Annotated in this window: 13 protein-coding genes; 5 read left to right on the plus strand and 8 right to left on the minus strand. The window is 71.3% G+C overall.

Features of this window, described 5'->3' with window-relative positions; genetic code table 11:
- Positions 1 to 41: 41 nt before the first annotated feature.
- The gene (locus tag AC067N_RS36210) at positions 42 to 512 is read right to left on the minus strand and encodes a winged helix-turn-helix transcriptional regulator (RefSeq protein WP_478683191.1); all 471 of its coding nucleotides are present in this window, start codon (positions 510 to 512) and stop codon (positions 42 to 44) included.
- Between the two features lie 90 nt (positions 513 to 602).
- Between AC067N_RS36210 and AC067N_RS36215 the strand changes: the two genes are divergently transcribed.
- Complete coding sequence (locus AC067N_RS36215; RefSeq protein WP_478683233.1) at positions 603 to 1,772, plus strand: thiolase family protein; 1,170 nt, start codon at positions 603 to 605, stop codon at positions 1,770 to 1,772.
- A gap of 110 nt (positions 1,773 to 1,882) precedes the next feature.
- Here the strand turns inward: AC067N_RS36215 and AC067N_RS36220 are convergent, their stop codons facing one another.
- Positions 1,883 to 2,665, minus strand: a complete 783-nt coding sequence (locus AC067N_RS36220) for a TVP38/TMEM64 family protein (protein ID WP_478683192.1) — start codon at positions 2,663 to 2,665, stop codon at positions 1,883 to 1,885.
- A 165-nt stretch (positions 2,666 to 2,830) separates the two neighbouring features.
- Between AC067N_RS36220 and AC067N_RS36225 the strand changes: the two genes are divergently transcribed.
- From AC067N_RS36225 to AC067N_RS36235, 3 genes are all read left to right on the plus strand, one after another.
- Positions 2,831 to 3,046, plus strand: coding sequence for a hypothetical protein (locus AC067N_RS36225; protein WP_478683236.1), 216 nt, complete (start codon positions 2,831 to 2,833; stop codon positions 3,044 to 3,046).
- A gap of 130 nt (positions 3,047 to 3,176) precedes the next feature.
- A complete protein-coding gene (tuf, locus tag AC067N_RS36230) occupies positions 3,177 to 4,358 on the plus strand; it encodes an elongation factor Tu (protein ID WP_478683193.1) in 1,182 nt (393 codons plus the stop codon).
- 120 nt (positions 4,359 to 4,478) lie between these two features.
- Positions 4,479 to 5,324, plus strand: coding sequence for a spermidine synthase (locus AC067N_RS36235; protein WP_478683194.1), 846 nt, complete (start codon positions 4,479 to 4,481; stop codon positions 5,322 to 5,324).
- On the opposite strand, the gene AC067N_RS36240 is transcribed toward AC067N_RS36235, so the two are convergent.
- The 3 genes from AC067N_RS36240 to AC067N_RS36250 all read right to left on the minus strand — a co-directional run bounded on the left by AC067N_RS36240 (position 5,286) and on the right by AC067N_RS36250 (position 8,837).
- Entirely contained in the window at positions 5,286 to 6,587 is a 1,302-nt protein-coding gene (locus AC067N_RS36240) for an MFS transporter (RefSeq protein WP_478683195.1), read from the minus strand. The two genes, AC067N_RS36235 and AC067N_RS36240, sit on opposite strands and share 39 nt — an antisense overlap.
- 136 nt (positions 6,588 to 6,723) lie before the next feature.
- Entirely contained in the window at positions 6,724 to 7,773 is a 1,050-nt protein-coding gene (locus AC067N_RS36245) for a DUF8017 domain-containing protein (protein WP_478683196.1), read from the minus strand.
- A 59-nt stretch (positions 7,774 to 7,832) separates the two neighbouring features.
- Positions 7,833 to 8,837 carry a DUF8017 domain-containing protein gene (locus AC067N_RS36250; protein WP_478683197.1) on the minus strand — a complete coding sequence of 335 codons (1,005 nt, stop codon included), beginning with the start codon at positions 8,835 to 8,837 and terminating at the stop codon, positions 7,833 to 7,835.
- Between the two features lie 256 nt (positions 8,838 to 9,093).
- On the opposite strand from AC067N_RS36250, the gene AC067N_RS36255 reads away from it, so the two are divergent.
- Positions 9,094 to 9,531 carry a DUF4442 domain-containing protein gene (locus tag AC067N_RS36255; protein ID WP_478683234.1) on the plus strand — a complete coding sequence of 146 codons (438 nt, stop codon included), beginning with the start codon at positions 9,094 to 9,096 and terminating at the stop codon, positions 9,529 to 9,531.
- 71 nt (positions 9,532 to 9,602) lie between these two features.
- Here the strand turns inward: AC067N_RS36255 and AC067N_RS36260 are convergent, their stop codons facing one another.
- The 3 genes from AC067N_RS36260 to AC067N_RS36270 all read right to left on the minus strand — a co-directional run bounded on the left by AC067N_RS36260 (position 9,603) and on the right by AC067N_RS36270 (position 11,983).
- A complete protein-coding gene (locus AC067N_RS36260) occupies positions 9,603 to 10,901 on the minus strand; it encodes a tyrosine-type recombinase/integrase (protein WP_478683198.1) in 1,299 nt (432 codons plus the stop codon).
- Positions 10,902 to 10,917: 16 nt separating this feature from the next.
- Complete coding sequence (locus tag AC067N_RS36265; RefSeq protein WP_478683199.1) at positions 10,918 to 11,367, minus strand: hypothetical protein; 450 nt, start codon at positions 11,365 to 11,367, stop codon at positions 10,918 to 10,920.
- Positions 11,368 to 11,524: 157 nt separating this feature from the next.
- Positions 11,525 to 11,983 carry a hypothetical protein gene (locus AC067N_RS36270; RefSeq protein WP_478683200.1) on the minus strand — a complete coding sequence of 153 codons (459 nt, stop codon included), beginning with the start codon at positions 11,981 to 11,983 and terminating at the stop codon, positions 11,525 to 11,527.
- Positions 11,984 to 12,026 lie beyond the last annotated feature (43 nt).

Consider the following 12,026-nt stretch of genomic DNA (forward strand, 5'->3'; position numbering starts at 1 on the left):
GAACAGGGGTGTGTGAGCCTCCTGTTCCAAGGGTTGTCCCGTCAGGGCGCCGCGGGACCCGTCACCGTCCAGCCCGGGGTCTGCGGGTGTGCCGTGAGGTCCTCGTGGCGGACCTCCGCGCCGCAGGCCGTGCAGGTGACCGCCGGGACCAGTTCATGGCCGCAGCCGTGCTCGATCACCATGGGGCGATCGTCGTCCTTCCGGAGATGGCGGTCGCCCCACGCCATGAGCGTCATCAGGACCGGCTCCAGTTCGAGGCCCGCCCGGGTCGGCCGGTACTCGAAGCGTTGCGGGCGCTCGCTGTAGGCGTGCTTCTGCAGGATGCCCGCGTCCACGAGGCGCCGCAGGCGCGTGGCCAGCACATCGCGCGGGGCCCCGATGTTGCGGACGAGCCGGTCGAAGCGGCCGTTGCCGAGACACACCTCGCGCAGGACCAGCAATGAGTACTTCTCGCCGACGATCGCCAGGGCGTCGGCGATGGAGCAGGGACGCGGATCTCCGGAGGCGGGCATGTGCCCAGTCTAGGTGAGGGTTTGCTTTTCCAACTCACGGAGCCATGGTGAGTATGGATTTCCTACTCACTGGTGGCGGAGGCCCGCCCCATCCGTGACGCAGTGATCGTCGAAGCCGTACGCACCCCGATGGGCAAGGGCAAGCCCAACGGAGCCCTGGCCCACGTCCACCCCGTCGAACTCCTCGCCCACACCCTGCGCGCCCTCGTCGACCGCGCCGGTATCGACCCCGCGCTCGTCGAGGACGTCATCGGCGGCACCGTCGACCAGGTCGGCGAGCAGGCCATGAACACCACCCGCTACGCCGTCGTCTCGGCGGGCTTCCCGGAGACCGTGCCCGCAACCACCGTCGACCGGCAGTGCGGCTCCTCCCAGCAGGCCGTGCACTTCGCCGCCCAGGGCGTCATGTCGGGGGCGTACGACATGGTCGTGGCCTGCGGTGTGGAGTCGATGAGCCGGGTGCCGATGTGGTCCAACGTGCCGCCCGGCACGGACCCCTTCGGCCCCGGCGTCGCCGCGCGCCACCCCGAGGGCCTGGTCCCGCAGGGCATCAGCGCCGAGCTGATCGCCGCCAAGTGGTCCCTCTCACGGGAGCGGATCGACGCCTTCGCGGCCTCCTCCCACCACAAGGCCGCGGCGGCCTGGGAGGGCGGCCTCTTCGACGCCGAGGTCGCGCCCCTGGACGGCGTGACCCGCGACGAGTGCGTACGGCCCGGGAGCACGCCGGAGATCCTCGCCGGGCTCAGGCCCGCCTACCACGACCCCGGCTTCGCCGAACGCTTCCCGCAGATCGAGTGGAACGTCACGGCGGGGAACGCGAGCCCCGTCAACGACGGCGCCTCCGCCGTGCTCGTCACATCGGCCGAGACGGCGGCCCGGCTGGGGTTGCGGCCCCTCGTCCGGCTGCACAGCTTCGCCGTCACCGGGTCGGACCCGCTGCTCATGCTCACGGGCGTCGTCCCGGCCACCGAGAAGGTGCTCCGCAGGGCCGGGCTGACGATCGACGACATCGACCTGTTCGAGGTGAACGAGGCGTTCGCCGGCGTCGTCCTGGCGTGGCAGCAGGAGACCGGGACCGATCTCGGCAAGGTCGACGTGCACGGCGGGGCCATCGCCCCGGGGCACCCGCTCGGCGCGAGCGGCACCCGGCTCACCACCACACTGGTGCACGCCATGCGGGAACGCGGTGCTCGCTTCGGGCTGCAGACCATGTGCGAGGCGGGCGGGCCGGCCAACGCGATGGTGCTCGAAGCGGTGTGAGGGGGCCGGGGGGCGTACGCCGGGTGCCGGTGGGTGGGGCTTTCCCGCGCGGTTCCCGGCGCCCCCTGAGGAGGAGGCCTTCGGGCGCCTCTCCCCTCACCCGGGTCAGGTCAGCGGGCCCGTAGGTGGTGGCGCTTGCGCCAGGCCACCGCCGCGCCGATCAGGGCCGGGATCGCGATGCACGCCATCGCGAGCAGGAAGGCCGGGGAGGTCGGGGTCGAGGCGCGGGCGCCCGCGACGGCGTAGGCGGCCGTGTTGGGGATGGAGCCGAGGGCGGTCGCCAGCAGGAACGGCAGGTAGCCCATGCGGGAGACGGAGGCGCAGTAGTTCGCCGCCCAGAACGGCACGCCGGGGAAGAGCCGGGCCGCCAGCATCGAACGGAAGCCGTGGCGGCTGAGCTGGCCGTCCGCCGACTTCAGCCAACGGTGCCGCAACAGCGGCCGCAGCGCGTCCTGCCCGAGCATCCGGCCCAGCGCGAACGCGATCCCGGCACCGAGGACGGTTCCCGCGAGCGCCGAGGCCAGCCCCAGCTGCGAGCCGAAGAGCGCGCCCCCCGCGATGTTGAGGATCGGCCGCGGCACGAACGCCACCGTGCACAGCCCGTACGCCACCGCGAACACCACGGCCGCCGCGCCGCCGCTCAGCTGGGGCGGCCAGCCGTCGGCCAGCAGCCGCTGCGGCTCGAAGAGCAGCACGGTCACCACGGCGCCGGTGAGCAGCGCCACCAGCAGGGAGAACCGCGCCCACGGCGAGAGCAGCGCTCTGCCCCAGCGGGCGGCGCCGTTCGGGGGAACGGCCGGGACGGCCGCGGGGGCGGCGACGGCGAGCTCCGTGGCGGCGGCCCGGGGAAGGACCGAGGCGGTGCCTCCAGAGCGGGTGGTGGCATCGAGCATTCGACGACGGTAACCGACCGATGTGAGGGTATGCCGTACGGATCGTCTCACCGCGGTCACAGGAACCGGGACGACGGCCCCGTCCGGCATCTCCCGCCGGGCGCTCGGCCGGGCACCGCACACCGCGCGGCCTGCGCCTTCGGGAACACGCATACCGCGGGGCCCGTGTTCACCCGCGGGCCGGCCTGTGAAGCATCTCTCTTCGGCCCGATCCCCGAACCCGCCCGCGCGGAAAACCATTCGACGCGCGGCGGCGCGTCCGCGAGGATCGGCGTCATGTTCCGGTACGCCTTCGTTCTCGCAGCATCCGCGGTCGTCGCGGATGCGCCGAAGGCTGCCCTTCTGATCGTCGTGGCCGCCGCAGACGGCGCCCGAAGCTGACCCTTCCCGGAGATTCCGGCGGACCCCGCAGGGGGAGGGTCGGCAGAACCTCGGGGTCCCCGTCCCGGCCGCGCCTTCCCGGCGCCGGGGCCATCACTCAGTACCGCTGAAGAGGCTTCGAGGTATCGCCATGGCCAAGACCGCGTACATCCGCACGAAACCGCATCTCAACATCGGCACGATGGGCCACGTCGACCACGGCAAGACCACCCTGACCGCCGCCATCACCAAGGTCCTCGCCGGGCGCGGGGCCGGCACGTTCGTGCCGTTCGACCGCATCGACCGCGCCCCGGAGGAGGCGGCGCGCGGCATCACCATCAACATCGCGCACGTCGAGTACGAGACCGACACCCGGCACTACGCGCACGTCGACATGCCCGGCCACGCCGACTACGTCAAGAACATGGTCACCGGGGCCGCGCAGCTCGACGGGGCGATCCTCGTCGTCTCCGCGCTCGACGGGATCATGCCCCAGACCGCCGAACACGTCCTGCTCGCCCGCCAGGTGGGCGTGAACCACATCGTGGTGGCGCTCAACAAGGCCGACGCCGTCGACGACGGCGAGGACACCGTCCTGGCGGACCTCGTCGAGCTGGAGGTCCGCGAACTGCTCACCGCGCACGGCTACGGCGGCGACTCCGTCCCCGTCGTACGGGTCTCCGGGCTCAGGGCCCTCGAAGGGGACCCGCGCTGGACGGCGTCGATCGAGGCGCTGCTGGACGCGGTGGACACCTATGTCCCGATGCCCGAGCGGTACCTGGACGCGCCGTTCCTGCTGTCCGTGGAGAACGTCCTGACGATCACCGGGCGCGGCACCGTCGTCACCGGCGCGGTCGAGCGGGGCACCATCCGCGTGGGCGACCGGGTCGAGGTGCTCGGCGCCGGCGTCGAGACGGTCGTCACCGGGCTGGAGACCTTCGGCAGGCCGATGGCGGAGGCGCAGGCCGGGGACAACGTGGCGCTGCTGCTGCGCGGAGTGGCGCGGGACACCGTCCGGCGCGGGCACGTGGTGGCCGCGCCGGGGAGCGTCGTGCCCAGCCGGCACTTCACCGCGCAGGTGTATGTGCTGTCGGCGCGCGAGGGCGGGCGTACGACTCCGGTGTCCACCGGGTACCGGCCGCAGTTCTACATCCGTACGGCGGATGTGGTGGGTGACGTCGACCTCGGGGAGGCGGCCGTCGCCCGGCCGGGCGACCGGGTCACGATGAGCGTGGAGCTCGGACGGGAGGTTCCGTTGGAGCCCGGCCTCGGGTTCGCGATCCGTGAGGGCGGCCGGACCGTGGGGGCGGGGACCGTGACGGCCGTTCGGTAGGCAGGCCGGCGTGCGCGGGGGACCACGGGCCGTCGTGGCCGGCAGCGCGGTTCCCCGCGCCCCCTTCCGGGGCGCTCCGGTGGTGCCTCGGCCGAGGCCGCGCCCGGCAGAATGGGTCCCGTGAACGAAGCCATACCCGTCTCCCGTGCCATCGACCGGGGCACCGCCAAGCTCATGCCCGACGTGGACCGGGAGCGGGCCTGGCTGCTGACGGTGGACGGGGCTCCGCAGTCCTACGTCGACCTGGACGAGCCCACCCATCTGGAGTTCGAGTACACGCGGCGGCTCGGGCATGCGCTGGACACGGTGGCGGAACCGGGGCGGGCGCTCGACGTGCTGCACCTCGGCGGGGGCGCGCTCACGCTGCCCCGGTACGTGGCCGCCACCCGGCCGGGTTCCCGGCAGGACGTCGTCGAGTACGACCGGGCGCTGCTGGACCTCGTCACGGAGCGGCTGCCGCTGCCGGCGGAGGCGGGGATCGCGCTGCACGGCGCGGACGCCAGGAAATGGCTCGAAGGCGCTCCGGCGGACTCGGCCGACGTGATCGTCGCGGACGTCTTCGGCGGCTCGCGGGTCCCGGCGCACCTGACGACCCAGGTGTACGCGCGGGCCGCCGCACGAGTGCTGCGGGCGGACGGCGTCTATCTCGCGAACCTCGCCGACGCCGCGCCGTTCGCCTTCCTGCGGTCCCAACTGGCGACGCTGGGAACGGTGTTCGAGGAGCTGGTGCTGATCGCCGAACCGGGGGTGCTGCGCGGCCGGCGGTTCGGGAACGCCGTGCTGCTCGCCTCCCACCGGCCCTTCGACGTCGCCGTCCTCGCCCGGCGCGCCGCCGCCGACGCCTTCCCCGCGCGGGTCGAACACGGGGCGGCGCTGCGCGACTTCATCGGCGGGGCAGCGCCCGTCGGCGAGGAGGACGCGGTGCCGTCACCCGAGCCGCCCGACGGGGCTTTCGGCATCGGCTGAGCCGGGCTCGGCGTCCGGCTTGCCGAGGGCGACGGCCCTGCCGCGCCGGGTCAGGGTCCGTACGTCCCGGATGCACAGCACAGCGGCCGTCGCCGCGACGCACAGCCCGGCGCAGCCCCACAGGGCCGCCGGACGTCCGAAGGCGCTCTCCGCGGGCCCCGCCAGCGCGGCGGCCAGCGGCACCAGCGAAACGGAGCCGAACCAGTCGTACGCCGAGACGCGGGACAGCTTCTCCTCGGGGATCTCCTGGTGCAGGGCGGTCATCCAGGAGACACCGAACACCTCGATCGACACCCCGCTGACGAACATCGCCACGCACAGCACGGCGACCGGGACCGGCACGGCGAGCGCCGCGGACGGCAGGGCGAACGGGAAGACGCACAGCACGCCCACGAGGAGCAGCCGGCGCGGTTTCCAGCGGGTCATCAGCAGGGCCCCGACGGCGTTGCCCGCCCCGAACAGCGCCAGTGCCAGACCCCAGGGGCCCGCACCCCCCAGGTGGTCACGGGCCACCTGGGGGCCGTAGACCGCATCGGCGGCGACGATGACCGCGTTGACGAGGGAGAACTGGACGACGATCGCCCACAGCCAGGGCCGGCCGGTGAACTCCCGCCAGCCGTCGCGGAGATCGGCGAGCATGCCATGGCCCGGCTCGCGGTCCGGTATGTGGCTCACATCGAGGAAGGCGCGCATCGCTCCCGCGACCGCGAACGCCGCCGCGTCGACGGCGAGCACCCAGCCGGGGCCGATCACGGCGACGAGCGCGCCGCCGAGCGCCGCCCCGGTCATGGTCGCGCCCTGCGAGGCGAACCTGAACAGCGCGAAGGCCCGCCCCGCCTGCTCGGCGGTGACCGACGACAACAGCATGCCCTCGGCCGCCGGGTTGAAGAACGCCTGCCCGGTGCCGCCGAGGGCGCACAGCAGCATCATCTGCCACAGCCGTGCCTCCCCGGTGAGCACGAGCACGGCGAAGACGGCCTGGGAGAGGCAGTTGAGGGCGTTCGCGGCGACCATCACACGGTGCCGGGGCAACCGGTCCGCGACCGCGCCGCCGACCAGCAGGAACAGCACCAGAGGCAGGGTGCGCGCCGCCGCGACCAGACCCACGTCCCCGCCGTCGCCGCCCGACTCCAGGACCGCGAAGGCGGCCGCGATCAGGGCGCCGTGGCTGCCCAGATTGGTGACGACGGCGGCGGCCGTCAGCATCGTGTAGTTGCGGCCCGCCCACGCGGGGCGGCGGCGGAAGGCGGCGGGAGTGGTCACCGGCCGACTATCGCTGCCGCGGGGAGCTCCTGCCAAACCGTTTCCCCTTGGTGTCCGGCCAGATCAGGCCACCGCGGAGGTGCGCCTCGGCCGGCTCGGGGGCCGACACCCGCCGGCCCCCGTCGCCGTGTCCGGCTCAGCCGCCCGTGGGCTCGCCGTACAGCCGTACCGTGCTGAGGATCTTCTTCACCGTCGTGTCCGGCACCTCGTCGTCGACGCCCTTGGCACCGTAGAACGTCCAGGAGACGAAGTCGCCCTTGGAGTTCTTGAAGGCGAAGGTGGTCGCCTTGCCGTCGGTGTCGCACTTGCCCTTCTTGGGGACACCGGTCGAGTAGGTGGTCGCGACACTGCCCTTGACGCCCGACGTCGTCGTGTACGCCGCGGGCTTGCCGACCTTCATCAGCTTCTTGGAGGAGTCCTTCTGGTCGGTGTAACCGCCGAAGACCCACCACGCCGAGTCGTTGCGGGCGACGTCGTCGGTGTTCTTCGCGCCCTGCTGTCCCTTGGTGCCCGTCGCGGCGAGGGAGGAATCCTCCTTGTAGCCGTCCTTGTCGGAATCGGACTCGCACCACTTCTCCTTGAGGATGGCGGGCGCCGACATGCCGATGAGGACCGAGGCGTCGTCCTTCGAGTCGTCCTCGAAGCCGATGAAGGTGCCGGGCGTCTTGACGTCCCAGTCCGGCGGGACGTCGAAGGCGGTGCCCCACTTGGGGTTGACGACGACCTTCCACCCGTCGATGGTCGGCTGGGCCCCCGCGTCCTCGCCGCGCGGGTTGTCCTGGCTCTCCGAGGCGCTCGGCGTGGGGGAGACCGACGGCTTGGGGTCGTCCTTCGCCTCGTCCTTCGTGTCCTTGTCGCCGCCGAGGACCAGGAACCCGGTCACCCCGGCGGCCACGACGACGGCCGTGGCCGCCACGATCGCGACGATCCTGGTCCGGTTGCCGCCGCCTCCGCCCGGCGGTTCCGGCGCGCCCACGGGAGCCGGGGCACCCCACTGGGGCTGCTGCCCGTACTGCGGTTGCTGACCCGTCGACTGGTACCCGGGCTGCTGGTAGGGGTTCGGCTGCTGGTACCCCGGCTGTTGGTATCCCGTCTGCCCCGGGCCGCCGTACCCGGGCTGCTGGTACGGGTTCGGCTGTTGCGGGTTCTGCTCGCCCCCGGGCGGCTGCTGCTGTCCTGGCCACATGGCTCGTAACCATAGATGTGCCGCAGAAGGGGCGCCACGGAGCCCCCGGGACACGGCGGTCAGCCGCCCGTGGGTTCGCCGTGGAGCCGGACCGTGCTCAGGATCTTCTCGACGGTCGAGTCCGGCACCTCGTCGTCGACACCGGTCGCGCCGTACAGGCTCCACGCCACGAAGTCACCCGCTGAGTTCTTGAACCCGAAGGTCACGGCCTTGCCGTCGCTCGCGCACCTGCCCTTCTGCGGAGTGTTCTCGGAGCGGGCCCAGGCGACACTGCCCGCCACGCCGGAGGCCGTCGTGTACGGCCGCGCCTTCTCGTCCACGACGAGGCTCTTGCGGTCGGGCTGCGTGTACCCGCCGTACACGTACCAGGGCACCTGGTTCAGGGCGACCTCGTCGGTGTTCTTGGCGCCGCTCGCACCCTTGGTGCCGGCGGCGGCGAGCTCGGTGTGGTCCTCGCGGCCGTCCTTGTCGTCGTCCGAGGTGCACCACTCGGACTTGAGGTACGCCGGTGCCGACATGGTGATGAGCGGCGGGTCGCCGGCCTCGCCCTTGACGTCCTCGAAGCCGGTGATGGTGGTCGGCGAGGCGATCTCCCAGTCGGCGGGGACGTCGAAGGCGGTGCCCCACTTGGGGTTCACCACGACCTTCCAGCCCTCGACGGTCGGCTTCGGGCCGTCCGCGCTCCGGCCGTCGTCGGCCGAGGCTGAGGCGCTCGGCTCCTGCGAGGCGCTCGCCGACGCCCTCCCCTCCTTGGCGCCGCCCTTCGCCTCCTCGTCCCGGTCGCCGCCGAGGACGAGGAACCCGGTCACCCCGGCGGCCACGACGACGGCCGCGGCCGTGACGATCGCGACGATCCTGGTCCGGTTTCCGCCGCCTCCGCCCGGCGGTTCCGGCGCGCCCGCGGGCGCCGGGTCGCCCCACTGATGCCCGTACGGTCCCTGCGGCGCCGGCTGCCCGTAACCGGGCTGCTGACAGGGATTCGGCTGCCGGTACCCCGGCTGCCGGTACGGGTTCTGCTGCGGATTCTGCTCGCCCCCGGGCGGCTGCTGCTGTCCTGGCCACATGCCGGCAAACGTAGTGAGGCCGTGCCACGGTTCGGTCACCGCGCGCCTTCAGGCATGTACTGGTCAGGTGGAGAGATCGTGAGGGGCGGGACGCGGCCGGGGCGTCGGGGAGGTGTACGGCCAGGGGGCGGGGGCGCGGTTCCGCGTCCGCCCGGTGGTTCGCGTCCGGGCTCCTTCTGTTGCGCCCACCACACGGCGGCACCCCTGGCCAGAGGTTCCTACTCGTGGGTAACATCGCGGCATGAGCGCAGACCAGATGTCGATCGGCGAGATGCTCGCCGCCACGGTGCCGATGGCCAGGACGCTGAACCTGGAGTTCCTGGAGACCACGCCGGAGAAGGCCGTGGTGTCGCTGCCGGACCAGGGTGACTTCCACAACCACGTCGGCGGGCCGCATGCCGGGGCGATGTTCACGCTGGGCGAGTCGGCGAGCGGGGCGATCGTCCTCGCCGCCTTCGGCGACCAGCTCGCGCGCGCCGTGCCCCTCGCGGTCAGCGCCGAGATCGCGTACAAGAAGCTCGCGATGGGCGAGGTCACGGCCACCGCCACCCTCGGCCGCCCCGCCGCCGAGGTCGTCGCCGAACTCGACGCCGGCGAGCGCCCCGAGTTCCCCGTCTCCGTCGCCATCCGGCGCGCGGACGGCGCCGTGACCGGCGAGATGACCGTGGTCTGGACCCTGCGCCCCAACGGCTGACCCGATCACCTGCATACCTGCCGCTCCCTGACCGACGAATCTAAGCGCCAGGGAGCGCTCAGGGAGATCTTTTACAAGCCGCCTGCGAACCAGTCATCCATTGCCGCCCGGCCGCGCCCGTCCGCCTCCGGCATCATGTGCGCGTAGATCTTCAACGTGATCGACGGGTCCGAGTGCCCCAGCCACTTCGACACCGCCACCACCGATTCGCGGGCATCCAGCTGCACCGAAGCGAAGGTGTGCCGCAGCGCGTGGAAGCCATCATCCGGCGCCGCCGCGTACTTGGTGTTCGGTCGGCGCCTGGTGCCGTCAGAACGCGGCGGTAGGGGCTCCCTCGGCGGCGGCGGAGGGATCACGCCTGCCACCACCAGGGCGCGCTTCCACGGGCCCTCGTTGAACACGCTACGCCGCAGCGGACCCTTGCGCTGCTGCCCCACCACGACCAGCCTGTGCGTCCGTGGCGCCCGCTCTGCGGCCTGCTTGTCGTTCTCAGGTACGGCCGGGTTCACCCACGGAAGCGTCACATCGAGCGGCGGATAGCGGTCCGCGTGCTCCGCGACGCGCTCAGCCAGGTACTTGGGTAGCGGCACGGTGCGCGTCTTGCCGCCCTTGGGGGGCGCAAAGACAAGCCTGTTCCGGACCACGCGCAGCTGGCGACGGACATGGAGGACGTCCTCCTCCACGTCCTCGATGGCCAACCCGAGCACTTCGCCCTGCCGCAGGCCGGCGCCGACGCCGAGGTCGACCATGATTCGGAAACAGTCGTCGAGCCCTTCGCGCACCGCCATGACTCGATCACGGCTCCAAGCGCGGGCCTTGCGTTCGGGCTTCGACGGAGGCCTCACCGTCTTGGCGAGGCAGTAGTTCCGCGGAATCTTTTCGTCGTCGACAGCCGCCTGGAGGATCGAAGACAGGGTGCCCCAGGACTCGATGATGGTCGCAGGCTGGTAGCAACCGTCTAGATCGGCAAGGTACTTGCGCAGTTGCGGCACCTTGATGGCGTTGAGGCTGAGCTCCCCGAGATAGGGAAGGATCCGATTGTTGATGCGGGACTCGATGGTCTGCAGGGTTCCCGGGTCCCCGGTCCTCGTCGGCCACCACTCTTCGGCGATGTACTGGGCGAGCGTGATGTTGCCGTCGCGGTGGTCGACGAACTCGCCCCTCAGCAGGTCGGCTTGGACCTTGGCCTTCCACTGCTCGGCATCGGCCTTGCGATCGAAGGACCGCTTACGAACCCCGGGGATGCCGCAGACCCGGTACCTCTTGCACTTCTCATGGAGGTCGGTCTTGATCCGTGTGGGCCGCTTCTTCGGGTCCTCGGGATCAGGCGGGCCCTTTTTGTACCACCGGTCTTCGATGTATCCGGGCAAGGCGGCCCCCGTTCACTTACACCTGGCTCATGGGCTCCGGGCTGTTGTCGATGATCTCACCCGCGTACAACTGGAACCAGCGGCCACCGGAGAGGAAGTCCTCGGTGGCCGGGTTCATGGCGGCAGCGAACTGTTCCGGGTCCAGGTCGGGGCAGATGTAGACACGGACAGTGCCTCGATGCTCTGCCACGCACGCGCCTATGTCGCGCGGAACCCAAGAGCGGAAGACGTACTCGATCCGCAGCGGGCTGCCTGGGGTATTGCTGCAGACGATCTCGTCCCCCCACAGTTGGAACCAGCGGGCGGAGGACATGAGCTTGTCGATCTCGATGTTCAACTGCCGCACGATGTCGGCGAGAGGCTTGGCCTTCTCCAGACGGACGCGTATCCGCCCGCGGTCTTCGTCGATCTCTGCCAGTCTCCCCGGCGGCAGGTCACTGACGGCTTCGTAGGCGACGTCCAGCATGCATCCTCCCCGCGTACAGCGATGCACTCCGGCCAGATCGGCCGGAAGTGCACTGTTGGTGAAGAGTACGTCTACTGAGAGTCGCGGACAATCGATTGCCTAAATGTCTACTTACGGACAATCGCGATCGTTGGATGGTGCGGGACGGGGATCCGTGCTACTCGCTCGCCTCGCGCCTGGCGCGTTCTTCGGCCTCGATCATGTACCGCCACTTCATCAGCTCCGCCTTGGACTTGCCGGCGAGGTGGCCGACGATGATGCGCACTTCCTCGTCATAGCCCGCGAGCTCGGTGGACTCGTAGAGGAGCCACTGTTCGGCGGTGGCTTCCTGGATGTGCCGGAAGGGCTTGCCGAGTGCAGCGGCGATGGCGCGCATCATCGGCACACTGGGCGGGTTGGTGGGCGGTTTCTTCACGACTCGCTGCAGGTACGGCTTGGACACGGTCTCGCCGGTTTCCGGATCGCGTGCCCGGTCGGCGATGCGCTGGTAGGAGTCGCCCTTGTCGAGTGCCTCCTGGATGAGCCGGGAGAGGGCGCCCGGGGCTGAGGAAGCCTCGGTCGCGCCAGGCTCCGGGACTGTGGCCGGGGCCGTCATGTCCTCGTCCTCTCGCGTCACGTTCGCACCGACTGTCTCTACGTGTAGGGGGTGGCGCCCGAAA

It is taken from the genome of Streptomyces sp. NPDC042364 (assembly GCF_056437585.1).

What these genes read in the sequence shown, in the direction of transcription:
- AC067N_RS36210 (WP_478683191.1), bottom strand. Translation starts at nt 512, where the DNA reads ATGCCCGCCTCCGGAGATCCGCGTCCCTGCTCCATCGCCGACGCCCTG.
- AC067N_RS36220 (WP_478683192.1), bottom strand. Translation starts at nt 2,665, where the DNA reads ATGCTCGATGCCACCACCCGCTCTGGAGGCACCGCCTCGGTCCTTCCC.
- tuf (WP_478683193.1), top strand. Translation starts at nt 3,177, where the DNA reads ATGGCCAAGACCGCGTACATCCGCACGAAACCGCATCTCAACATCGGC.
- AC067N_RS36245 (WP_478683196.1), bottom strand. Translation starts at nt 7,773, where the DNA reads ATGTGGCCAGGACAGCAGCAGCCGCCCGGGGGCGAGCAGAACCCGCAA.
- AC067N_RS36250 (WP_478683197.1), bottom strand. Translation starts at nt 8,837, where the DNA reads ATGTGGCCAGGACAGCAGCAGCCGCCCGGGGGCGAGCAGAATCCGCAG.
- AC067N_RS36255 (WP_478683234.1), top strand. Translation starts at nt 9,094, where the DNA reads ATGTCGATCGGCGAGATGCTCGCCGCCACGGTGCCGATGGCCAGGACG.
- AC067N_RS36265 (WP_478683199.1), bottom strand. Translation starts at nt 11,367, where the DNA reads ATGCTGGACGTCGCCTACGAAGCCGTCAGTGACCTGCCGCCGGGGAGA.